Origin of the sequence: Rhodococcus sp. GXMU-t2271, assembly GCF_041414735.1 — a bacterium.
GTDB classification, from domain to species: domain Bacteria; phylum Actinomycetota; class Actinomycetes; order Mycobacteriales; family Mycobacteriaceae; genus Rhodococcus; species Rhodococcus indonesiensis.
The window spans coordinates 1-23,278 of record NZ_JAUIZP010000051.1 but is presented as its reverse complement, the minus strand read 5'-3'; the positions used below and the strand labels follow the sequence as shown (position 1 = coordinate 23,278).

Annotated in this window: 21 protein-coding genes; 16 read left to right on the top strand and 5 right to left on the bottom strand. The window is 71.7% G+C overall.

The window, feature by feature from the left end:
- Positions 1 to 164: 164 nt before the first annotated feature.
- From hutU to QYS60_RS18945, 4 genes are read left to right on the top strand one after another with little or no spacing between them, the layout of a single operon-like run.
- Positions 165 to 1,841, top strand: a complete 1,677-nt coding sequence (hutU, locus tag QYS60_RS18960; RefSeq protein WP_289378532.1) for a urocanate hydratase — start codon at positions 165 to 167, stop codon at positions 1,839 to 1,841.
- A gap of 4 nt (positions 1,842 to 1,845) precedes the next feature.
- Positions 1,846 to 3,030, top strand: coding sequence for an imidazolonepropionase (gene hutI / locus QYS60_RS18955; protein ID WP_371383943.1), 1,185 nt, complete (start codon positions 1,846 to 1,848; stop codon positions 3,028 to 3,030).
- The gene (hutG, locus tag QYS60_RS18950; RefSeq protein WP_371383942.1) at positions 3,027 to 4,022 is read left to right on the top strand and encodes a formimidoylglutamase; all 996 of its coding nucleotides are present in this window, start codon (positions 3,027 to 3,029) and stop codon (positions 4,020 to 4,022) included. Before hutI ends, hutG begins: the two co-directional genes overlap by 4 nt.
- 37 nt (positions 4,023 to 4,059) lie before the next feature.
- Complete coding sequence (locus QYS60_RS18945; RefSeq protein WP_371383941.1) at positions 4,060 to 5,298, top strand: NAD(P)/FAD-dependent oxidoreductase; 1,239 nt, start codon at positions 4,060 to 4,062, stop codon at positions 5,296 to 5,298.
- 3 nt (positions 5,299 to 5,301) lie between these two features.
- Here the strand turns inward: QYS60_RS18945 and hutH are convergent, their stop codons facing one another.
- On the bottom strand, positions 5,302 to 6,849 hold the full coding sequence (gene hutH / locus QYS60_RS18940) for a histidine ammonia-lyase (RefSeq protein ID WP_289378528.1): 1,548 nt from the start codon (positions 6,847 to 6,849) through the stop codon (positions 5,302 to 5,304).
- 157 nt (positions 6,850 to 7,006) lie between these two features.
- Entirely contained in the window at positions 7,007 to 7,594 is a 588-nt protein-coding gene (locus QYS60_RS18935) for a PadR family transcriptional regulator (protein ID WP_371383940.1), read from the bottom strand.
- 122 nt (positions 7,595 to 7,716) lie between these two features.
- Between QYS60_RS18935 and QYS60_RS18930 the strand changes: the two genes are divergently transcribed.
- The 6 genes from QYS60_RS18930 to QYS60_RS18905 all read left to right on the top strand — a co-directional run bounded on the left by QYS60_RS18930 (position 7,717) and on the right by QYS60_RS18905 (position 13,803).
- Entirely contained in the window at positions 7,717 to 8,211 is a 495-nt protein-coding gene (locus QYS60_RS18930) for a DUF1707 domain-containing protein (protein WP_371383939.1), read from the top strand.
- Between the two features lie 54 nt (positions 8,212 to 8,265).
- A complete protein-coding gene (locus tag QYS60_RS18925; protein WP_054371705.1) occupies positions 8,266 to 8,733 on the top strand; it encodes an SRPBCC family protein in 468 nt (155 codons plus the stop codon).
- A 74-nt stretch (positions 8,734 to 8,807) separates the two neighbouring features.
- Complete coding sequence (locus QYS60_RS18920; RefSeq protein WP_003937425.1) at positions 8,808 to 9,521, top strand: phosphatidylserine decarboxylase; 714 nt, start codon at positions 8,808 to 8,810, stop codon at positions 9,519 to 9,521.
- Between the two features lie 59 nt (positions 9,522 to 9,580).
- Positions 9,581 to 10,432 carry a phosphatidylcholine/phosphatidylserine synthase gene (locus QYS60_RS18915; RefSeq protein ID WP_003937424.1) on the top strand — a complete coding sequence of 284 codons (852 nt, stop codon included), beginning with the start codon at positions 9,581 to 9,583 and terminating at the stop codon, positions 10,430 to 10,432.
- 21 nt (positions 10,433 to 10,453) lie between these two features.
- Positions 10,454 to 12,634 (top strand): AAA family ATPase, encoded by a 2,181-nt coding sequence (locus tag QYS60_RS18910; protein WP_371383938.1) that lies wholly within the window; start codon positions 10,454 to 10,456, stop codon positions 12,632 to 12,634.
- A gap of 2 nt (positions 12,635 to 12,636) precedes the next feature.
- Positions 12,637 to 13,803 carry a hypothetical protein gene (locus QYS60_RS18905; protein WP_371383937.1) on the top strand — a complete coding sequence of 389 codons (1,167 nt, stop codon included), beginning with the start codon at positions 12,637 to 12,639 and terminating at the stop codon, positions 13,801 to 13,803.
- A gap of 11 nt (positions 13,804 to 13,814) precedes the next feature.
- Here the strand turns inward: QYS60_RS18905 and QYS60_RS18900 are convergent, their stop codons facing one another.
- A complete protein-coding gene (locus QYS60_RS18900) occupies positions 13,815 to 14,237 on the bottom strand; it encodes an NUDIX domain-containing protein (RefSeq protein ID WP_003937421.1) in 423 nt (140 codons plus the stop codon).
- Between the two features lie 231 nt (positions 14,238 to 14,468).
- Here QYS60_RS18900 and QYS60_RS18895 point away from each other — a divergent pair, with 231 nt between their 5' ends.
- From QYS60_RS18895 to mnhG, 6 genes are read left to right on the top strand one after another with little or no spacing between them, the layout of a single operon-like run.
- Positions 14,469 to 17,300, top strand: coding sequence for a Na+/H+ antiporter subunit A (locus QYS60_RS18895; protein WP_371383936.1), 2,832 nt, complete (start codon positions 14,469 to 14,471; stop codon positions 17,298 to 17,300).
- A complete protein-coding gene (locus QYS60_RS18890) occupies positions 17,297 to 17,905 on the top strand; it encodes a Na(+)/H(+) antiporter subunit C (RefSeq protein ID WP_289379067.1) in 609 nt (202 codons plus the stop codon). The genes QYS60_RS18895 and QYS60_RS18890 overlap by 4 nt, the downstream gene beginning before the upstream one ends.
- Positions 17,902 to 19,491 (top strand): Na+/H+ antiporter subunit D, encoded by a 1,590-nt coding sequence (locus tag QYS60_RS18885; RefSeq protein WP_054371699.1) that lies wholly within the window; start codon positions 17,902 to 17,904, stop codon positions 19,489 to 19,491. Before QYS60_RS18890 ends, QYS60_RS18885 begins: the two co-directional genes overlap by 4 nt.
- Positions 19,488 to 20,054: a Na+/H+ antiporter subunit E gene (locus QYS60_RS18880; protein ID WP_371383935.1), complete on the top strand. Its 567-nt coding sequence runs from the start codon at positions 19,488 to 19,490 to the stop codon at positions 20,052 to 20,054. Before QYS60_RS18885 ends, QYS60_RS18880 begins: the two co-directional genes overlap by 4 nt.
- Positions 20,051 to 20,308 carry a monovalent cation/H+ antiporter complex subunit F gene (locus QYS60_RS18875; RefSeq protein ID WP_371383934.1) on the top strand — a complete coding sequence of 86 codons (258 nt, stop codon included), beginning with the start codon at positions 20,051 to 20,053 and terminating at the stop codon, positions 20,306 to 20,308. Before QYS60_RS18880 ends, QYS60_RS18875 begins: the two co-directional genes overlap by 4 nt.
- Positions 20,305 to 20,637 (top strand): monovalent cation/H(+) antiporter subunit G, encoded by a 333-nt coding sequence (mnhG, locus tag QYS60_RS18870; protein WP_371383933.1) that lies wholly within the window; start codon positions 20,305 to 20,307, stop codon positions 20,635 to 20,637. Before QYS60_RS18875 ends, mnhG begins: the two co-directional genes overlap by 4 nt.
- A gap of 31 nt (positions 20,638 to 20,668) precedes the next feature.
- On the opposite strand, the gene QYS60_RS18865 is transcribed toward mnhG, so the two are convergent.
- Positions 20,669 to 22,000, bottom strand: a complete 1,332-nt coding sequence (locus tag QYS60_RS18865; protein ID WP_371383973.1) for a DUF5933 domain-containing protein — start codon at positions 21,998 to 22,000, stop codon at positions 20,669 to 20,671.
- A 64-nt stretch (positions 22,001 to 22,064) separates the two neighbouring features.
- Positions 22,065 to 23,186, bottom strand: coding sequence for a glutamate--cysteine ligase (locus QYS60_RS18860; RefSeq protein ID WP_289379057.1), 1,122 nt, complete (start codon positions 23,184 to 23,186; stop codon positions 22,065 to 22,067).
- Positions 23,187 to 23,278: the final 92 nt, after the last annotated feature.

The following is a 23,278-nucleotide window of genomic DNA, read 5'->3' as shown; positions in this document are numbered from 1 at the left end:
AAATCGTACGACCGGTCCGGTCCACTCTTCCAAGGGGCCACGGCCGGACCGCGAGCGCACTCGGTCTCGGATCCGACACATCCGCCCGGACCTGTTGTCGTGGGGTGCTCCACCGCAGTGTCATGGAGTGAGGCGAAGGCGCGCCGGTGTCGAGAGGAGGCCCCATGGCCACCGGAACAACCCCCTCCCCCGGACCGCGGCCCGTGCGCGCCCCGCGCGGTCCCGAGTTGCGGTGCCGCGGCTGGCAGCAGGAGGGCGCGCTGCGACTGCTGATGAACAACCTCGACCCCGACGTCGCCGAACGACCGGACGACCTGGTGGTCTACGGCGGCACCGGCCGGGCGGCCCGCAACTGGGCCGCATTCGACGCGATCGTGCGGACCCTCGAGACCCTCGGCGACGACGAGACGCTGCTCGTGCAGTCCGGCAAGCCCGTCGGGGTGCTGCGCACCCACGAATGGGCGCCGCGCGTGCTGCTGGCCAACTCGAATCTGGTCGGCGACTGGGCGACCTGGGAGGAGTTCCGCCGTCTGGAGGCGCTGGGGCTGACGATGTACGGGCAGATGACCGCGGGGTCCTGGATCTACATCGGCTCGCAGGGGATCTTGCAGGGAACCTACGAGACGTTCGGGGCCGTCGCCCGCGCGCGGTTCGGGGGCAGCCTCGCCGGAACGGTCACCCTGACCGCGGGCCTGGGCGGCATGGGTGGGGCGCAGCCGCTGGCGATCACGATGAACGAGGGTGTGGCGATCTGCGTCGAGGTCGACGAGGCCCGGGTCGACCGTCGGCTCGCGCAGGGCTTCCTCGACACCAAGGCCGACGGTGTCGAGGCGGCGCTGGCCGAGGCGCTCGCGGCACGGGAGGCGCGCCGACCCCGCTCGATCGGAGTGGTCGGCAACGCCGCCGACGTCGTGCCGGCGCTGCTCGCGATGCAGGCCCCGATCGACATCGTCACCGACCAGACCTCCGCCCACGACCCGCTGTCCTACCTGCCGCGCGGGGTGACAGTCGAGGAATGGCACACCCTCGCGGCGAAGGACCCCGTGTGGTTCACCGAGCAGGCCCGCCGGTCGATGGCCCGGCACGTGGAAGCCATGGTCGGGTTCCTCGATCGCGGCGCCGAGGTGTTCGACTACGGCAACTCCATCCGCGACGAGGCCCGCAAGGGCGGCTTCGACCGGGCATTCGCCTTTCCCGGCTTCGTCCCCGCCTATCTCCGTCCGTTGTTCGAGGAGGGCCGCGGACCGTTCCGGTGGGTCGCGCTGTCGGGCGATCCCGCGGACATCGCGGCCACCGATCGGGCCGTGCTCGAACTGTTCCCCGAGAACGAGCATCTCGTCCGATGGCTCACCCTGGCCGGACGCGCGGTGCCATTCCAGGGGCTGCCGGCCCGCATCTGCTGGCTCGGCTACGGCGAACGGGACCGGGCGGGCCTGAGGTTCAACGAGATGGTCGCCGCCGGAGAGGTCTCCGCCCCGATCGCCATCGGCCGGGACCACCTCGACGCCGGGTCGGTGGCCTCGCCGTACCGCGAGACCGAGGCGATGGCCGACGGTTCGGACGCGATCGCCGACTGGCCGCTGCTCAACGCCCTGGTGAACACGGCGTCCGGTGCGTCGTGGGTGTCGATCCACCACGGCGGCGGCGTCGGAATCGGCCGGTCGCTGCACGCCGGGCAGGTGTGCATCGCCGACGGCACCGACCTCGCCGCGCGCAAGCTCGAGCGGGTGCTGACGAACGACCCGGGCACCGGCGTCCTCCGGCACGCCGACGCCGGTTATGCCCGGGCCACCGAGGTCTCCGCGCGTCGCGGACTGCGCATCCCGATGCGGGAGAGCTGACGCGATGTCGCACGGACGGGACTGGACCCTGCTCGACAACATCGGCTGCCTCGTCACGAACGACCCGGAGCTCGGGCGGGGGCCGCTGGGCCTGCTCGTGGCCGCCGCGGTCGTCGTCGGCGAGGGTCTGGTGCGGTGGGTGGGGCCGAGCACGCGGATCCCCGAGGGCGCCGCCGGCGCCCGGCACGATCTGCAGGGCCGAGCCGTGCTGCCCGGGTTCGTGGACAGTCACGCCCATCTCGTGTTCGCCGGCGAGCGCGCCGAGGAGTTCGCCGCCCGGATGGCCGGTGCGCCCTACACGGGCGGTGGCATCGCCACGACGATCGCGGCGACCCGCGCGGCAACCGATCGCGCGCTCGCGGCGACGGTCTCGCGGCTCGTCGCGGAGGGCTGGAGGTCCGGGACGACGACGGTCGAGTGCAAGTCCGGGTACGGCCAGTCCGTCGCCGACGAACTGCGCAGCCTGCAGATCGCCGAGGTGTACACACCCGAGACGACGTTGCTCGCCGCACACGTCGTGCCGCCGGAGTTCGCGGGCCGCCCCGACGACTACGTCCGGCTGGTGTGCGAGGAGATGGTCCCCGTGTGCGCCCCGCACGCGAGGTGGATCGACGTGTTCTGCGAGCGGGGCGCGTTCGACGCCGATCAGTGCCGGGCCGTGCTGCAGGAGGGGATGGCGCACGGCCTCACCCCGCGGGTCCACGGCAATCAGCTCGGTCCCGGGCCCGGCGTGCAGCTGGCGGTGGAGCTCGGCGCGGCGTCGGTGGACCACGTCACGTACACGACGGCGGCGGACGTGGCGGCGCTCGCCGCTTCCGGCACGGTCGCGACGCTGCTGCCGGGCGCCGACTTCTGCACGCGCAACCGGTATCCGGATGCGCGGGCACTGCTGGACGCGGGGGTGACCGTCGCCCTGGCCACCGACTGCAACCCCGGCACCTCCTACCTCACGAGCATGCCGTTCTGCATCGCGCTGGCGGTGCGCGAGATGCACATGAGCCCGGAGGAGGCGGTCGGTGCGGCGACCGCCGGTGGCGCCGCAGCGCTGCGCCGCACCGACGTCGGCGTCGTCCGGGAGGGCGCACGGGCAGATCTGATCGCGCTGGACGCCCCGTCGTACCTGCACCTGGCGTACCGGCCGGGAGTGCAGCTGATCCGTGAGGTCTGGCAGGAAGGAATGCTGATTTGACGATTCCGGTCGACGTGCAGCCGGCCCCGTGGACGGGCCGCGACGACGGGCCCGGTGTCGAACACCTGCGCTGGCACGGCGTGGTCTCGCCGCTGCCCGCGGACGCCGCGCGGGCTCAGGTCCTGATCGGATTCCGCAGCGACGAGGGTGTACGTCGCAACCGGGGGCGGCCCGGCGCGGCGGACGGGCCGGTCGCATTGCGGCGCGCCCTGGCGTCGCTGGCGCTACCCGCTCCGGTCGCCGTCCACGATGCCGGTGACATCGAGGTGCGCGACGGCGCCCTCGACGACGGGCAGCACCGTCTCGGGGCCGCGGTGGCCGCGCTGCTCGACGCGGAGCACGCGGTGGTGGTTCTCGGCGGCGGGCACGAGGTGGCCTTCGGCAGCTACCTGGGCTGGGCCGGGTCCGCGGCCGCGCGGGCCGGGGCCCGGTGGGGGGTGCTGAACCTGGACGCGCACTTCGACCTGCGGGCCGCGCCCGTCCCGACGTCGGGCACCCCGTTCCGGCAGATGGCCGAACGCGAACGCGAACAGGGCCGGTCGCTGCGCTACGCGGTGGTGGGCATCGCGCAGCCGAGCAACACGGCCGCGCTGTTCGCCGCCGCGGACGAGTTCGGGGCGCAGTACCTACTGGACGACGAGTGCCGCGCCACGAACCTGCCCGTCGTGGAGACGTTCGTGGAGGACTTCGTCCGCGAGCTGGACGCAGTGCATCTGACGATCGATCTCGATGTTCTGCCCGGCTGGGTGGCACCCGGGGTGAGTGCCCCGGCGGCTTGTGGGGTCGCGTTCGAGGTGGTGCAGCACGTGTGCGACGTCGTGGCGCGCAGCGGCCGGCTCGCGCTCGTCGACGTCGCCGAACTGGCGCCGGCCCTCGACGTCGACGGGCGGACGGCACGGGCGGGGGCGCGGTTGATCCACCGGATCGTCACGGGACGGCGGGACGGCGGCCACCCTCGGTTCGCGGGCACCGAACCCGCGGACGGTCCATGATGGAGGTGATGGGGTACCTCGAGATCGGGAGTGCGTCATGGCGATTCGTCGGGTCGTCGTCGTCGGGGCGGGCTTCGCCGGATTGTCGACGGCGTGGTTCCTGCAGGAGCGCGGCGTCGAGGTCACGGTGCTCGACCGGACCGGGGTCGCGGCGGATGCATCGTGGGGCAACGCCGGCTGGCTGGCGCCCGCGCTGACGCTGCCGCTGCCGGAACCGGCGGTGCTGCGGTACGGGATCCGATCGATGCTCACCCCGTCGTCACCCGTGTACGTGCCGCCCGCGGTCGACCTGCGGTTGTGGCGGTTCCTGGTGGGTTTCGCGCGGCACTGCACCACCCGCCGGTGGCGGGCGGCGATGACCGTGTTCGCCGAGGTGAACCGGAGCGCGCTGGGTGCCTACGACGATCTGGCCCGCGGCGGGGTCGTCGAACAGACCCGGCCGGCGGATCCGTTCCTGGCCGCGTTCGCGTCCGAGGACGACCGTCGCGTGCTCGTCGAGGAGTTCCGGCAGGTGGTCGCGGCCGGCGGCGAGGTGGATTTCGACCTGCTCGACGGCGACACGATCCGCACCCTGGAACCGCTGCTCGGCGACGGGGTGCGGGCCGGGATCCGGCTGCGGGGGCAGCGGTTCCTCGATCCGCCGCGGTTCGTCACCGCACTGGCGGACTCGGTGCGTGATCGCGGCGGTGCGGTCATCACCGGGTGTGAGGTGCAGGCGGTCCGGGACGACGCGCGCGGCGTGCGTGTGGTCGGTACCGACGGCACGGACCGGGCGGCGGACGCGGCGGTGCTGACCACCGGCGCCAGGCTGGGCGACCTCGCCCGGCCGTTCGGGGTCCGGATGCCGGTTCAGGCCGGTCGCGGCTACAGCTTCAGCGTGCGCCCGGCGGACCTGCCGAAGAACCCGATCTACTTCCCGGCGCAGCGGGTCGCATGCACACCGCTGCACGATCGGTTCCGCATCGCCGGGATGATGGAGTTCCGGCGGCCCGACGCCCCGCTCGACCCGCGCCGGATCCAGGCCATCGTCGACGCCGCGCGGCCGCTGCTCACCGGCGTGGACTGGTCCGCCCGCACGGAGGAATGGGTGGGTTCGCGCCCCTGCACCCCGGACGGTCTGCCGCTGGTCGGGGGGACCCGCTCGCCGCGCGTGTTCGTCGCGGGCGGTCACGGCATGTGGGGGGTGGCGCTGGGCCCGCTGACCGGGCGGCTGCTGGCCGACGCGATGACCGGTACGCCGGCGACGGTCCTGCGGCACTTCGATCCGCTGCGCTGACGATCAGTCCAGCGCTCCGATCGCCGCCTCGGCCGCGGCGACGAGCTCCCCGCTCGCGGCGAGCCGGACCGCGACGTCGATCTCGGGACCGAGCCGCCGGTCCGGGCCGGGCCCGGCCACGTACCGGCGGAGCGCGGCGACGACGGCGCCGGTCCCGGGCGCCGGAGCGAGCGGGGCGCGCAGGTCCAGGGCACGCGCCGCGGTCAGCGCCTCGATGGCCAGGACCCGGGTCAGTGCGTCGAGGCTGCGGCGCAGCTTGCGGGCGGCCGACCAGCCCATCGACACGTGGTCCTCCTGCATGGCCGACGACGGAACGGAGTCGACACTGGCCGGCACGGCGAGGCGTTTGAGGTCGGCGACGAGCGCGGCCTGGGTGTACTGGGCGATCATGTGTCCGCTGTCGACGCCGGGGTCGTGCGCGAGAAACGGCGGTAGGCCGTGGCTGCGGGCCACGTCGAGCAGCCGGTCGGTGCGGCGTTCGCTGATGCTCGCGACGTCGGCGACGACGATCGCGAGGAAGTCGAGGACGTACGACAGCGGGGCGCCGTGGAAGTTGCCGTTCGATTCGATCCGGCCGTCGCCGGTGACGACGGGGTTGTCGATCGCGGAGGCGAGTTCGCGTGCGGCGACCTGCTCGGCGTGGGCGAGGGTGTCACGGGCCGCTCCCGCGACCTGCGGGGCGCACCGCAGCGAGTAGGCGTCCTGGACCACCGGGCAGTCGGGGGTGCGGTGGCTGGCCACGACGGCGGACCCGGCGAGGAGCCGGGTCATGTTGGCGGCGGCCGTCGCCTGACCGGGGTGCGGCCGCAGGGCGTGCAGGTCGGCGGCGAAGACCCGGTCCGTACCGAGCAGCGCTTCGGTGCTCATCGCGGCCGTGACGTCGGCGAGCCGCAGCAGGGCGCGCAGGTCGTGGCACGCGAGGACCAGCATGCCCAGCATCCCGTCGGTGCCGTTGACGAGGGCGAGTCCTTCCTTCTCGGCGAGCACGACGGGATCGAGACCCGCCGCGGCGAGGGCCTGGGCGGCCGGCACGAGCCTGCCCGCGGCGTCGCGGACGTCGCCCTCGCCGGTGAGGGCGAGGGCCACGTGGGCGAGGGGGGCGAGATCCCCGGAACAGCCGAGGCTGCCGTGCTCGGGCACCACCGGCGTGATTCCCGCATTGAGCATCGCGGCGTAGGCCGTGGCCGTCCCGGGACGGACCCCGGTGTGCCCGGTGGCGAAGGTCGACAGGCGCAGCAGCATCATCGCGCGGACCACCTCCCGCTCCACCTCGGGCCCGGTTCCGGCGGAATGGGATCGGATCACGCTGCGCTGCAGATCAATTCGCGATTCCGGCGGAATGTGGCGGGTGGCGAGCGCCCCGAAACCGGTGGTGATGCCGTACGCGGGCCGGGGATCGTGGGCGAGCGCGTCGACCACTGCGCGGGCGGCGCCGACGAGAGCGAGCGCCTCCGCGGAGATCCGGACCGGCACACCGGACCGCGCCACGCGCAGGACGTCGTCCGCGGCGACGGGACCGACCCCGACGACGACTTCACCGGCCACGGCCACCTCCCGGTCGATGCGCGCTATCCGGATTGTGTCCCCGGCACCGGCCGGTTCGCCGCGGAATCGAGGTGGGAAGGGCGGCCGGGTGACCGCGTCCCGATCGTGGGCGCGGTCGCCCGCCCAGGGTTACGAGAGGCGCAGGCTCACGAGACGCCCGGGTTCACGGCCCCAACGAGTCCTCGACCCGGTCGAACCACTCGAGCACGGCTCGTTCGTAGACGATGCCGAAGTCCAAGGTCGCCGACGAGTACGGATCCGCACCGCATTCGGCAGCGCGCTCGTAGTCGGCGAGCCGGCGTTCGTGGGCCACCCGGTGGACGGCGAGCATCTCCGCCAGCCTGCCGGGGGGCAGATGCCTGCCGAACGCGACGGTGAGCAGCAGCGGGTAGCGGATGTTCTCCGGCCCGGGTTCGCGTTCGATCCACTCGGCGAACGCGGCCCGGCCGGCGTCCGTGAGCGCAAACGGCTTACGGTCGCGCGGGCCCACCTCGCCGGCCTCGACCAGACCGGCCCGTTCCATCGCGGCGAGTTCGCGGTACACCTGGCTGGTCGTGATCGACCAGAACTTTCCGATCCGCTCCTGCGCGGTCACCACCAGATCCCATCCCGTCTTCGGGCCGTCGTGCAGGAATCCCAGCAGCGACGCCGCGGTGGCATTCAGCGGGCGGGCCGCAGTGACATTCAGCGGGCGGGCCGCAGTGATCTTGCTCGCACGGCCGGCGGTGACCTCGGACGGGCGATCGGCCATAGCTGACACCTTCCCTGGGGGTTGACATTCCACTGTGGCATATCCACCATGGTGATAGCGACCTTCCACTGTGGAACTTCGACCCGCAGACCTGGTCGCCTCGATCCCTCCGGGAGGCAGCGATGGAATACGCCGACGGCGTCCGCATCTCCGACCCCGAACGCGAACGTCTCGTCGACGAACTGGGCCGGCACCTCACCGCCGGCCGGCTCACGATCGGCGAGTTCGACGAGCGCGTCGGAGCGGTGTACCGATCCGTCACCACCGACGAGGCGCGCCGGGTGCTGAGCGACCTTCCCGCAGCACCCCCGCCCGCACCCGTCCGCGCCCCCGTCCGCGCCCCCGCTCGCACCGCCGGCCCCCGGCTGCCGGTGCATCAGCGGATCGAGTGGGCGGCGTGGGCCGCAGCCGGGACGATCAACCTCGCCATCTGGGCGATCGTGTCGATCGTCGTCGGCGCGGCGGTGTACCCGTGGCCGATCTGGGTGATCGGACCGTGGGGACTGGTACTGCTCGGCCGAACGCTCGCCGGACGAGAGGGCACCGCCCCCTCCACGGGCCCCAGCCGCAGCGGACGGCAATCTCACCGGTGGTGCACATCACAACTTCGGCTATGATCGACGGGAATTACTTGTAACTCGCGGTTACGCGAAGGATCAGGGAGGACCCCCGTGTCGAAGACGCTCGAAGCCACCGTCGAGATCACCGCATCGCCGCAGCAGGTGTGGCAGGTGATCTCCGACCTGAAGCGGATGGGCGAGTGGAGCCCGCAGTGCCGGAAGATGGTCGTTCTCGGCGGACCCGTCGGCGCCGGGACCAAGACGATCAACATCAACCGCAAGGGCCTGCTCGTGTGGCCCACCACCGCCAAGGTGCTCTCGTTCGAGCCGGGCCGCCTGCTCCGCTTCCGGGTCGCGGAGAACGGAACCGTCTGGTCGTTCACTCTGGATCCGACGGAGACCGGGACCCGGGTGACCCAGAGGCGGGAAGCCCCCAACGGCACCAGCAAGGTCTCGCAGTTCCTCATCGACAAGGTTCTCGGTGGCGCCACCGCCTTCGACGACGACATGGTGGTCGGCATGAATGCCACCCTCGCGCGCATCAAGCGGGAGGCCGAGGGCGCGGCCCTCGCCCGGTGACCCTCCTCGCGTAGGCTGTGATAGCCCGCGGGCCGCACGCCCGCGGGTCACACCGCGCGACACTAAGAGGAGCCGTGGCCCGAAAGCCCACACCCCCCGGAACCCCACCGCCCACCAGCGTCGAACACGTACTCGAACTGGTCCGCAAGACGATTCCACCGCTCCACCCGGCCGGCATCCCCTTCGTCGCCGCGCCGCTCGCCGTCGCGGCGCTCGGCCGCAACCGCAAGTGGATCCGTCGCGCCGGCCTCGCCTCGGCCGCCGCCACCGCCGGGTTCTTCCGGCATCCGCACCGGGTGCCGCCGAACCGGGTCGGCGTCGTCGTGGCCCCGGCCGACGGTGAGGTGGCACTGGTGGACACCGCGGTGCCGCCCGCCGAACTCGAGATGGGTACCGAGCCACGGCCGCGGGTGAGCATCTTCCTGTCCGTGCTGGACGTGCACGTCCAGCGCAGCCCCGTCGGAGGCACCGTCTCCAAGGTCGTGCACCGGCCCGGGCAGTTCCTCTCGGCCGATCTCGCCGATGCCAGCGAAGTCAACGAGCGCAACAGCATGCTGCTCGAGACGCGCGACGGGGCCGACGTGGCCGTCGTCCAGATCGCCGGGCTGCTCGCCCGCCGCATCGTGTGCGACGCCCAGGTGGGTGACACCCTGCCGATCGGCGACACCTACGGCCTGATCCGTTTCGGTTCCCGCGTCGACACCTATCTGCCCCCGGGCAGCACTCTCCTCGTCGAACGCGGGCAGAAGACGATCGGCGCCGAGACCGTCATCGCGCAGCTGCCGTGAGCCCGTCCCCGGCCTCCCAGGCAGCCCCGGAGCGCAGACGCCGCGGGCGCCCGCAGGCCGTGCGGCTGCTGCCGAGCGTCATCACGATCCTTGCGCTCTCCGCCGGGCTGTCGGCGGTGAAGTTCGCCCTCGACGGCCAGCTGGGCACCGCGCTGGGCATGATCGGTGCGGCGGCCGTGCTGGACTCCCTCGACGGACGCATCGCCCGCCTGCTCGACGCCACCACCAAGATCGGCGCCGAACTGGACTCGTTGTCCGACGCGGTCGCGTTCGGCGTGGCGCCGGCCCTCGTGCTGTACGTGACGCTGCTGGACGGCAGCCCCTTCGGCTGGATCGTCGCCCTGCTGTACGCGGTCAGCATCGTGCTGCGCCTGGCCCGGTTCAACACGCTGCTCGAGGACGACACGGTGCCCGCGTACGCCCGCGAGTACTTCGTCGGCGTGCCGTCCCCCGCCGGCGCCCTCGTCGCCCTGGCACCGGTCGCCGCGCACGTCCAGTGGGGCGACGGCTGGTGGGACTCCTACCCGGTGGTGGCCGTCTGGACGCTGCTCACCGCCGCCCTCGTCGTCAGTCAGATCCCGACCCTGGCGATGAAGTCGGTGTCCGTCCCACCGCGCTACGCAGTCGTCCTGCTGGTGCTCGTGGCGGTCGCGGCGGCCGCACTGGTCACCTACCCGTACGTGCTCATGCTCGTCCTCGTCGGCCTGTACCTGGCGCACATCCCGTTCGCGGTCCGCTCCAAGCGCTGGGTGGCGGCGCGGCCGGAGACGTGGAACATCAAACCGTCCGAGCGGCGCGCCCTGCGCGCCGAGCACCGCGCCCTGCGGCCTCGCCGGGTCGGGATCCGGCGCGCTCCGCAACCCCGGCAGTCCGCCGCGCGGCTCGGTCTGCGCCGCCCCCGCGGACGCTGACGACGCTCTAGGCTCGGCGGGGTGAGCAGCCCCGAACTCGCATTGACCGTCCGTCTGAACACCTCTGCGGCCGATGCGCGCCGCGGCGTCGTCCGCGTGCACCCGGAGGTGCTCACCGCGCTGGGCCTGCGCGAATGGGATGCGATCGGCCTGATCGGCGGGCGCCGCACGGCGGCCGTCGCCGGCCTCGCCCCCGCCGGCACCCCGACCGGCACGATCCTGCTCGACGACGTCACGCTGTCCAACGTGGGGCTGCGCGAGGACGCCACCGTCCTCGTCGGCCCGGTCGTCGTCCACGGTGCCCGCACCGTCGCGGTCACCGGATCGGCGCTCGCCACCCACACGATCGACGACGTCACGCTGCGTCAGGCACTGCTGGGCAAGGTCCTCACCGTCGGCGACGCGGTGTCACTGCTGCCCCGCGACCTCGGTCCGGGTACGAGTACCGCCCCCACCACCCGCACCCTGTCCCGCACGTTCGGGATCGCGTGGACCACGGAACTGCTCACCGTCACCGCCGTCGACCCCGGCGCACCGGTGAGCGTGCAACCGAACACCGCGGTGAGCTGGGGCAGCGCCCCGGCCGGACGACTCGTCGCCGAGACTCGTCCGGCAGCCGTGCGGTCGGCCCGGTCGCCGGTTCCCGCCCCGCCGCCGCCACCGGTGGAGGACCTCGTCGGCGTGCAGACCCAGGCCGGCAAGCTCTCCGAGTGGCTGAAGCTGGCCCTCGACGAGCCGGAACTGCTGCGCACCCTCGGCGCATCCCCCCACCTCGGGGTGCTGATCACCGGGCCCGCCGGCGTCGGCAAGGCCACCCTCGCCCGGGCGGTGCTCGCCCACCGTCGCGTCGTCGAACTCGACGGGCCCGGCGTGGGTGCCACCGCCGCCGACGACCGGCTGCGCCGCGTCACGGCCGCCGTCGCCGACCTGGCCGCCGGCGGGGTCCTGCTGGTCACCGACATCGATGCGCTGCTGCCCGCGAATCCCGAACCGGTGTCGGCGCTGATCCTCGACCAACTGCGCCGCGCCGTCGACACCGTCGGGGTTGCGCTCGTCGCGACCACGGCGCACCCCACCGAGGTGGACTCGCGGGTCCGGTCCCCCGAGATCTGCGACCGGGAACTGGCCCTGCCGCTGCCCGACGGCGCCACCCGTCGCGCCCTCCTCGACGTGCTGCTGCGCCGGGTGCCCACCGGCGACCTCGCCCTCGACGCCGTCGCCGCCCGCGCACCCGGCTTCGTCGTCGCCGACCTGGCCGCCCTGTGCCGGGAGGCGGCCCTGCGGGCGGCGGCGCGGGCGAGTCGCGACGACACCGAGCCGGAGCTGACCCAGGACGACCTCCTCGGTGCGCTCGAGGTGATCCGCCCCCTGTCACGATCGGGCACCGAGGAGCTGGCCATCGGCAGCGTCACCCTGGACGACGTCGGCGACATGGTCGACACCAAACAGTCGCTCACGGAGGCGGTGCTGTGGCCGTTGCAGCACCCCGATTCCTTCGCGCGCCTCGGTGTCGAGCCGCCGCGCGGTGTGCTGCTCTACGGGCCCCCGGGGTGCGGCAAGACCTTCCTGGTGCGGGCACTGGCCAGCTCGGGACAGCTGAGCGTGCACGCCGTCAAGGGCGCCGAGTTGATGGACAAATGGGTGGGCGCCTCGGAGAAGGCCGTGCGGGAACTGTTCCAGCGCGCCCGAAATTCGGCACCCGCACTGGTGTTCCTCGACGAGATCGACGCGCTCGCCCCCAGACGCGGGCAGAGCTCGGACTCCGGGGTCACGGACCGGGTGGTGGCCGCGCTGCTCACCGAACTCGACGGGGTCGAACCACTGCGCGATGTCGTGGTGCTCGGCGCCACCAACCGGCCCGACTTGATCGATCCGGCGCTGCTGCGCCCCGGCCGGCTCGAACGGCTGGTGTTCGTACCGCCGCCGGACGCCGAGGCGCGCGCGGCGGTTCTGCGCACCGCGGGCCGGTCGGTGCCGCTGGCCGACGACGTGGACCTCGACGCCCTCGCCGCCGACCTCGACGGTTACTCCGCGGCGGACTGTGCGGCGCTGCTGCGGGAGGCGGCGCTCGCGGCGATGCGCCGCAGCGTGGACGCCGCGGCGGTCACCGCCGGCGACGTGGCGGCGGCACAGAAGACGGTGCGCCCCTCGCTGGACGCCGCCCAGGTCGAACACCTGCGCGCCTACGCCGAAGGACGCTGACGATGCCGGCCGTGACGGTGCGAGTGGACGAACCCGTCGCGGGGCTCGCCGCGTTGTGTGCGGGCGCTCTCGCCGGCTTCGCCGTGTCGGTGGACGTGGTGGCACTCCCCGCCGGCACCGGCAGCGCGGCGGCACCGATCGTGTTCGCGGTGGCGGCGGTGCTGGCGGTCGCGGGGCTGCAACACTCCGGCTCACGCCGCACGGCGTGGCTGCTGGCCGCCGGCTGCACGGTGGTGCTCGCCACGGTGCGCTTCGCGGTGCCGGCCGCCGACGTCGACACCCTCACCGTGCTGGACCTCATCGGCGCGGGATCCGCCGGGATCCTGCTGGGGTCGGCGGTCGCCGCGGTGTGGGGGGAACCGGTCGGGCCGTGGGCGGTGGTCACCGGGACGTGGGCGGTGTTCCTCGTCGCCGGCCCGGCGGAGACGTCGCTGCAGTCGTCGGCGCTGCCGTCGCCGCTGCAGTGGCCGCTCGCCGTCGGGGCCGGAGCCGTGGTGCTCGCCGCGCTCGTCGCGGGGCCCGGAGCCCGGGTACAGCGGGCGGATGCACGGCTGCCGATCGTCGCGGTCGGGGCGACGGCGGCGCTCGCCGTCGGTATGCACGTGCTCGGGGGCTGGGTGGACGAGCATGCGGCGGGGACGTGGATGTGGCCCGTCGTCGTCGGCGCGCTCGCCGCGACGGTGCTCGGCGTCGAAGCCGTCGCCCGTGTCCTGCCCTTCGCGGACGGCCGGTTCCCCGTCGCCGCGCTCGGGGCGACGGCCGCGGCGTACCCGCTCGTCGACGAGCTCGCCGGGACGGACGTGTCCGCGTGGGTGCCCGCGACCGGGTTGCTGGCCGTCGCGGCGGGAGCGGCGTCGGCGTGGCGGGTTCCGCGCGTCGAGCTGGGACTGGGGGTGGCCCTGATCGTCACGCTGACCGCTGCGCTGTGGCCGGGCGTCGGGACGGACGGCCCGCAGTTGCTGGTGCGCGTCGCCCTGGTCGCCGCGGGTACCGGGCTCGCGCTGGGGGCGGTGCTGCCGCGGACGGCGCCGGTCGCCGCGATGGGTCTGGTGCTGCCGTTCACGGCGGCCACAGTCGCCGCGGTGGGGGCCTTACCCGCCGACCAGCGGGTGCTCGCCGGTGCGCTGGCGGCGACCGGCGCGGTGTGTGCCTGGCGCTGCCGGGGCTGACGTGGCCGATCTCACCGGGCCCGGACGAGACCGAGCGCGTGCAGGTGCGCGAACACCAGCATCGAACCCGGCGCGACCTCGGGGAGGGCGGCGTAGTCGGCGACCGTGAACCAGCCGAGTTCGGCGATCTCCGCCGCCGGACGTGGCTCTCCGGCGAGTTCGGCCGTGAAGCAGGTCATGTGCAGGCGGGTGCCGGGCGGGTGTCCGAACGCGTCGGCCTCGAAGATCCCGACCTCGGCCACGGTGCCGTCGACGAGGCCGACGCCGAGTTCCTCGCGGATCTCCCGGTGCAGGGCCTGCTCGGGCGTCTCGCCGGGGTCGATCTTGCCGCCCGCCATGTAGAAGGCGGTCTTACCGACGGAACGGGTCTGCAACAGACGTCCGTCGCGGACGTAGGCGAGCGCGGCGGTGCGGATCGGACCGGTGTCGGGCATGGAGGGACTCTACGATGGGAGCCGGACGCCTGAGCGTCGACGGTCCGTTCGCAACGTTGCGAACGATGCCGGTAGACTTCAGTCCAATCCGATTTGTCCATTTGCACGGCAGCGCGTGTGCCGGGGCTTTCCCGGTTCCGCGTACTTCGGGCGTCACCCCCTGCGGGCGACGCCCACCAATTGCAAGCCTGTTACACCTTGCCGCCAGGCCCGACCCCGACGGAGTGCCTTTTGCTCGCCATACTCATCGCCCACGCGGTCGCCACGCTCGTCGCGCCGCCTCTGGTCAGAGTCATGGGGAGAAATGCGTTCCTGCCGCTGGCACTGGTGCCGCTGGCGAGCCTCGGCTGGGTGATCGGCAACTGGAGCACCGAACGCACCCTGCAGATCGCCTGGGCTCCGGGCCTGTCGATGAACATCGACATGCGCTTCGACTCCCTCGCAGCGATCATGTCGGCGCTGGTGCTGGGCATCGGTGCGCTCATTCTGCTCTACTGCGCCCGGTACTTCACCGACGACGAGCCCCGCCTGGGCATCTTCGCCGCCCAGATGGTCGCCTTCGCCGGGGCCATGTTCGGCCTCGTGACCAGCGACAACATGCTGGTTCTCTACATCTTCTGGGAACTGACCACGGTCCTGTCGTTCCTGCTGGTCGGCCACTACGCGGAGCGGGCGTCGAGCCGACGCGCGGCCACCCAGGCCCTGCTCGTCACCACCGCCGGCGGCCTCGCGATGCTCGTCGGCGTCATCGTGCTCGGGCAGCTGGTGGGCAGCTACAACCTCTCCGACGTGATCGCGGCCGCCCCGAGCGGCTGGCTAGCCGGGGTGGGTATCGCCCTGGTGCTGGTCGGCGCCCTGTCGAAGTCCGCGGTGGTCCCGCTGCACTTCTGGCTACCCGGCGCGATGGCGGCCCCGACGCCCGTCTCCGCGTACCTGCACGCCGCCGCGATGGTGAAGGCGGGCATCTACCTGGTGGCGCGGCTGGCTCCGGCGTTCGCCGATGCGGCACCGTGGCGGCCCATCGTGGTCACCCTCGGCCTGGCCTCGATGCTGCTCGCCGGCTGGCGCGCGTTCCGGGCCTTCGACCTGAAGCTGATCCTGGCCTTCGGCACCGTCAGCCAGCTCGGCTTCCTCATCGCGCTCGTCGGGATCGGCAGCCGGGAGGCAGCACTGGCGGGCATGGCCATGGTCGTGGCCCACGCGATGTTCAAGGCGTGCCTGTTCATGGTGGTGGGCATCGTCGACCACGGCGCGGGCACCCGCGACATCCGCAAGCTCGCGCACCTCGGGAAACGGGCCCCGTTCCTCGCGGCAGTCGCGGCCGTCGCCGCGATGAGCATGGGCGGGTTGCCCGTGTTCATCGGGTTCGTCGGCAAGGAGGCCGCCCTCGAGGCCGTGCAGGTGACGACCCTGCTGAGTCCGTGGGCACGGATCGCAGTCCTTACTGCGATCGTGGTCGGGTCGATCCTCACCCTGGCGTACAGCATCCGGTTCGTGTGGGGCGCCTTCGGGCGCAAGCAACTCAAGCGCCCGAGTCCGGCCGTGCAGGGCTTCCACGCGCCGGGGCCGCTGCTGCTGTTCTCGCCGACCGTCCTGGCCTTCGGCGGCCTGGCCGCCGGACTCGCCGCGCCGTGGATCGACACGCTGCTCTCGCCGTACGCGGACACGCTGCCCAGCACCCTGGACAAGCCGTACCATCTCGCGCTGTGGCACGGCGTCGGCCTCCCCCTCGTGCTGACCGGCGTCGTCGTGGTCGGCGGAACCGCGCTGTACTTCGCACACCGCACCATCTCGCGCCTGAAGTTCGAGCGTCCGATGCTCGGCAACGCCGACCGCATGTACGACGAGACGTTGCGGCTCATGGACACGGTGTCGATGCGTCTGACCGGCTTCCTCCAGCGTGGTTCGCTGCCGTTGACGCAGGCGACGATCCTGATGACGCTGGTCCTGCTCCCCACGATCCTGCTGTTCGTGTTCGGTGTCGCGGACCGTCCCCGGCTCCGCTGGTGGGACAGCCCGTTCGAGTTCGTGGTGGTGCTCGCGATCATCGGCGGTGCCCTCGCCGCCGCGATCATGCGCAACCGCATCGCGGGCGTGCTCGTCGTCGGCCTGACCGGATACGGCTGCGGCCTGCTCTTCGCCTTCCACGGCGCCCCGGACCTCGCATTGACACAGGCGCTGGTGGAAACCCTGACCCTGGTGATCTTCGTGCTGGTGTTGCGCAAGCTGCCGGCCGAGAACCGGCACGTCGCCGGGAACCGCCTCCGCCGAGCCCTCCTCGGGGTGGCCGTCGGCGCGACGGTCACCGGAATCGGGGCCTTCGCCGTCGCGGCGCGCAGCACCGAACCGATCGCCCTGCTCCTCCCGCAGGCCGCCTACGAGTCCGGCGACGGCAAGAACGTCGTCAACGTCCTGCTCGTCGACATCCGGGCGTGGGACACCCTCGGGGAGATCTCGGTACTTCTCGTGGCCGCGACGGGCGTGGCGAGCCTGGTCTTCCGGACCCGGCGGTTCGGAGCGGCCCCCCGGGTCGCCGACGCCCCCGCCGCACAACTCGATGCAGTGGCCGCCAGCACCGAGACGACCTGGCTCCGAGGTGGGGACCTGATCGATCCGCGACACCGGTCGTTGATCCTCGAGGTCACGACCCGGCTGGTCTTCCCGACCATGATGGTGTTGTCGGTGTACTTCTTCTTCGCGGGCCACAACGCCCCCGGCGGCGGCTTCGCCGGTGGGCTCACCGCGGGCCTGGCGCTGGTGCTGCGCTATCTCGCCGGTGGTCGCTACGAACTCGGCGAGGCCGTCCCGATCGACGCGGGCAAGATCCTGGGCCTGGGCCTGATCTTCTCGGCGGGCACCGCGCTCGTCTCGCTGTTCCTCGGGGCGCCCGCGCTCTCCTCGGCGACACTCGAACTCACTCTGCCCCTACTGGGAGACGTCAAGATGGTGACCGCCCTGTTCTTCGATCTCGGTGTGTATCTGATCGTGGTCGGCCTGGTGGTCGATGTGCTCCGCAGCCTCGGGGCCCGGCTCGACGCCGAGATCGTCGGTGAACGCCGATGACCGTCAACCTGACCCTGCTCATCGCCACGGGTGTGCTCGTCGCCTCCGGTGTGTACCTCCTGCTCGAGCGCAGCATCATCAAGATGCTGCTCGGGCTCCTGCTGATCGGCAACGGCATCAACCTGCTGATCATCGGGCTCGCCGGTCCCGCCGGCGAGCCGCCGATCATCGGATTCGGCAACGAACTCCACGAGGAGATGGCCGATCCGCTCGCCCAGGCGATGATCCTGACCGCCATCGTCATCACGATGGGTATCGCGGCGTTCGTGCTCGCCCTGACGTACCGGTCCTTCACGCTCAGCGCACGCGACGAGGTCGAGAACGACCCCGAGGACACCAAGGTGTCCCAGCGCCGGGCTCTCGCCGACGCTCCGGACCGGGACCGGTCGGACGATCCGATCACGGGCGAGCCGAGCAAGATCGGCGACGCCTTCGATTCCGCCGGCAACCCCATCCCTCTCGAGGAGCTGACCAACATCGAGGATCTCGAGTGCTACGAGGACCTGCACGACGGGGATTTCGACGACGAGACCGACTCCGCCTACAGCGACGGTGAACCGGCACGCGGAGACGATGCGCCGTCCCCGCGAGGAGGGACCCGATGACCCTGTCCGCAGCCGCCCTCGTACCGCTGCCCGTCCTCATTCCGATGCTCGCGGCGGCTACCACCCTGATCCTGGGGCGCCGGCCGCGTGCCCAGCGTGCCGTCACCGTCGTATCCCTCGTCGCCGTGCTCGTCGTGGCGGGTCTGCTGCTGTATCTCGCGGACCGGGACGGCATCGCGACGTTGCAGGTCGGCGGATGGGAGGCCCCCATCGGGATCACGCTGGTGGTGGACCGTCTGTCCGCCCTCATGCTCGTGGTGTCGGCGATCGTGCTGCTCGCCGTCATGCTGTACGCAGTGGGTCAGGGCATCCACGACGGCAACGAGCAGCAACCCGTGTCCATCTTCCTGCCGACGTACCTGGCGCTGACCGCAGGCGTGTGCAACGCATTCCTCGCGGGAGACCTGTTCAACCTGTTCGTCGGTTTCGAGGTCCTCCTCGCCGCGTCGTTCGTGCTGCTCACGTTGGGGGCGAGCGCCGACAGGGTGCGCGCCGGCGTCTCGTACGTGATGGTGTCGATGGTCTCGTCGCTGATCTTCCTCGCGGGGATCGCGCTCGCCTACGCGGCCACCGGCACGTTGAACCTGGCTCAGCTGTCCGTGCGTCTCGACGACGTGCCCGCCGGCACGCGGGCGGCGATCTTCGGAGTCCTGCTCGTCGCGTTCGGAATCAAGGCCGCCGTCTTCCCCCTGTCCTCGTGGTTGCCCGACTCCTACCCCACCGCCCCGGCACCGGTCACGGCCGTGTTCGCCGGTCTGCTCACCAAGGTCGGCGTGTACGCGATCATCCGCACGCACACCCTCCTGTTCCCGGGCGGGGAACTCGACAACGTCCTGCTCATCGCCGGCCTGCTCACGATGCTCGTCGGCATCTTCGGTGCCATCGCGCAGAACGACATCAAGCGTCTGCTGTCGTTCACCCTCGTCAGTCACATCGGTTACATGGTGTTCGGCGTGGCCCTGTCGACGCAGGCCGGGCTGTCGGGGGCGGTGTACTACGTCGCGCACCACATCCTCGTGCAGACCACCCTCTTCCTGGTGGTGGGGCTCATCGAACGCCAGGCCGGATCGGCGTCCCTGCGCCGTCTCGGCGGTCTGGCCCTGGCGAGTCCGCTGCTGGCGATCGTGTTCCTGGTCCCGGCCCTGAACCTCGGCGGCATCCCGCCGTTCTCCGGTTTCATCGGGAAGGTGGCTCTCCTGCAGGCCGGCGCAGCCGAGGGCTCCGTACTGGCGTGGGTGCTCGTGGCCGGTGGCACCGCCACCAGTCTGCTCACCCTCTATGTGGTGGCCCGGGTGTGGACGAAGGCGTTCTGGCGCGCGCGTGCCGACGCCCCCGAAGGCGACCTCGCCGACACGGCGCCGTCCGCACTGCTCGACCGCTCCGAGGAGGACATCGCCTTCGGCGACCGGGCGGACGTGGGACGCATGCCCCCCGCGATGCTCGTCCCGACGGTGGGCCTCGCGCTCGTCGGCATCGGTCTCACCGTCTTCGCCGGCCCGTTGATCGACATCAGCGATCGCGCCGCGGCGAACCTGCGCGACCGCTCCGTCTACGTCGAGGCGGTCCTGGGAGGAGTCCCCGAATGACCAGACGCGCATCGCTGCTCCGAATCCTCGTCCTCGCGTGGATGGTCCTGGTCTGGGTACTGCTCTGGGGCACCTTCTCCGTCGCGAACGCCCTCAGCGGCCTCGTCGTCGCGTTGGCGATCATGTTCCTGCTGCCATTGCCGAGGGTGCCGGTCGAGGGCCGGGTCCACCTGTTCTCCCTGGCCAAACTGACGCTCGTCATCGTCGGCGACACGATCAGGAGCACCGCATCGGTGGCCTGGCTGAGCATCAAGCCGGGACCCGGTCCCCTGACCGGCGTCCTGCGCTGCCGGCTGATCATCAAGTCGGACCTGGTCCTCACCCTGTGGACCGACATCATGAACAACATTCCCGGAACCATGGTGCTCGAGATCGACCGGGTGCGACGAATCGTCTACGTGCACGTCCTCGACCTGAGCAGCGACCGGGCGGTGGCCGAGTTCTACCGGTCGGCGCGCCGGATCGAGCGGCTGCTGATCTCGACGTTCGAACGTAACTCCGAATGGCAGCCCAGCCCTTGGTACCGGGACCCGACCGCGGCGAACAGGGAGGACATCGCATGATGGTGATCCTGACGATATCCGGCGCGCTGCTGGCGACGGCAGCGGCGCTGCTGATCTTCCGGGTGCTGACCGGACCGAACTCCCTGGACCGGCTGGTCGCCATGGACTGCATCCTGGCCCTCACCCTGTGCGGGATCGCCGTGTGGGCGGTCTACAGCCGCGACACCAGCATCGTTCCGGCGCTCGTGGCGTTTTCCCTGGTGGGCTTCATCAGTTCGGTGTCCATCGCTCGCTTCCGGGTGCGTGACGAATGATCACGGACATTCTGGAAGTGGTCGGCCAGATCCTGATTCTGATCGGCTCCGCAGTCTGCCTGGCCGGCGCGATCGGAGTGGTGCGCTTCCGCGATACCCTGACACGCATGCACCCGGCCACGATGCCGCAGGTGGTGGGCGTCCTGCTCGTGCTGGCCGGTGCGATCCTCAACCTCCGGGGCAGCGTCGACATCTGGATGCTGGTGCTCGCGTCGATGTTCATGGTGCTGACCGCACCGGTCGTCGCGCACCGGGTGGGCCGGGTCGCCTACCGGGAACAGCTCGGTCGCGACGGCCTCCCGATGCCGGAGGACCTGCCCTCGGATTGACGTCCACCCGGCTTTCGGGCCGACGCGGACGTCATACGGACTCGTTCGTGGTGTCCGCCCGGGTGGGCGCGCCGGATCCGGACGGGGTGCCCTCGGGGGACGCGCCGGTGCCCGTGAAGGTGACGTGGAAGGCCACCGCCACCACCACCAGCGAACCGATCAACAGCGGCCCGGCGAGCAGCGGGTGTTCCGCCATGAGTTCCGGCAGGTACCGGTAGGCCGTCAGCTGCGCGGCCAGCACCGCCGTACCGCCTGCGACGAGCCGGATGCGGAACCAGCCCCACCCGCGGTCCGGGTCGCGCAGCGCCGCCTCGAGTGTCAGGCACAGTACCGCGCCGGAGACGAGGTCCACGCCGTAGTGGTAACCGAAGCCCAGCGTGGCGGCGAGCGTGCACCCGAGCCATCCGGTGCCGAGGAGCCGCAGCCAGCCGGGGCCGCCGCGGGTGTGCAGGAACAGTGCCAGCGCCCACGCGGTGTGCAGGCTCGGCATGCAGTTGCGCGGGGTGATCGTGTCGAACGGGATCGGCTGCGGGTCGGGATTCCACGGCACCGTACCCGGCCAAAAGGTCCCCACCTGCCAGCCCTCGCCGTGCTCGCCGAATGCGAAGATCGGGCCGACCACCGGGAACAGCATGTAGATCAGCGGACCCACCAGGCCGATGAGCAGGAAGGTGCGCACCAGGTGGTGCGCGGGCCAGGGGCGGCCGCCGCCGACGTGGCGAAGCTGGTAGACGGCGACGACGATCGCCGCGACGGGCAGTTCGATGTACACCCAGTGCAGCACGGCGTACACGCCGGGTCCGAGCCATTCGAGGACCTGACCGGCCAGCCACGACGGATTGCCCAGCGCGTGGTCGGCGAGCTGGACGTACTCGTCGAGCACCTCCGGCCGGGTCCGTGCGGTGAGCTCGAGCCAGGTGTCGCCGATCTTGACGGAGAGCACGAGCAGCACGCCGAGGGCGATGCCGCGCAGCGCACCGCGGCGTCGGCCGCCTTGCAACGCGACCGCGGCGTATCCGGCGAGCAGCACGAGCACGATCGTCGGACCGTTCCCCGCCGTCAGGGGTCCGCCGGTGAGGTACCGCTCGGCCGCGAATGCCGCGTCGAGCAGCACCGCGGCAGTGAGGGAGACGACCCGCAGGCGGGTGGTCAGACCGACCATTGCCAGCGCGAGACCGGCCCACGGCACGGACGCCGACGTCGGAACGGCGACGACGTCACCGACGAGTGCGGGGACCGGCCCGGGGAACCCGCTGTACCGCGCGACCACCTCGGCCACGAGGACACCGAGGACCGCACCGATCAGAGTTAGGGGAACGAACAGTTGCGGCACATGCGCCTGCTGCGCCTTCGGGCGCTCCACCCCTCGGATCGACACCGACACATGGTAAACAGCCGGTGAACTGCGTGGGAACGCGGCCGCCGGGTCAGGCCCGCAGTTCCTCGACCAGCGAATCCACCACGGCGACGAGGTCGCCGCCGGTCTGCTCGGCGATCCGACGTTGCCGCTGGTAGGAGGCGCCTCGCACGGGGATCTGCGCCACCCGGGCGAGTTCGTCCGCACAGCCGAGCCGCACTGCCGTGGGTGTGAGCTGCTCGAGCAGGTCGTTCAGGTCGTCGGTGACGAGCCGTTCGTGGCACACCGGGTCGAGGATCACCTCGGCCTCGAGGCCGTAGCGGGCGGCACGCCACTTGTTCTCCTTGACGTGCCACGGCTGCAGAGTGGGCAGCTGCTCGCCCTGCTCGAGGCGTTCGTCGTAGTACACGACGAGCGAGTGCACGAGCGCGACGAGGGCGGCCAGCTCGGCCTTGTTGGTGATGCCGTCGAACACCCGGATCTCGATGGTGCCCCACCGCGGCGACGGGCGGATGTCCCAGTGCATGCCGCCCGGCTTCGTGATGACACCGGACTTGAGCTGATCCTCGATGAAGCTCTCGTACTGTGCCCAGCTCTCGAAGTGGTACGGCAACCCGGCCGTCGGCAGCTGCTGGAACATCAGGGCACGGTTGCTCGCGTAACCGGTGTCCACACCCGCCCAGATCGGCGAGGACGCCGACAGCGCCAGCATGTGCGGGTACTTCACCAGCAGCGCATTGAGGATCGGGATGACCTTCTCGGCGGAGGAGACCCCGACGTGGACGTGCACCCCCCAGATCAGCATCTGCCGACCCCACCAGCGGGTACGCTCGATCATCTCGTCGTAGTCCGGGGACCGGGTGACGACCTGGTCGGTCCACTGTCCGAACGGGTGGGTGCCGGCGCAGATCAGATCCACACCCGCCGGATCGGCGGCCGTGCGCAACAGGTCGAGGGACTCGGCGAGGTCGTCGACGGCCTCGGCGACGGTGTCGTGCACATCGGTGACGAGCTCGACGGTGTTGCGGAGGAACTCCTTGGTGAGCCGCGGGGTCTGACCGGCACGCTGCTCGACCGCGTCGAAGACGACGGCGGCGGTGTTGGACAGGTCGCGGGTCTTTTTGTCCACCAGCGCGATCTCCCACTCGACGCCGAGGGTCGGGCGGGGCGAACCGGGAAACGGAACGGGCACGAGTCGATCCAACCACAGGGCCCCGGCGACCGTCGCCGGTCGCCGGGGCCCTGTGGAAAGCAGTGCCGGGAGGTCGCCGTCAGGACACGACG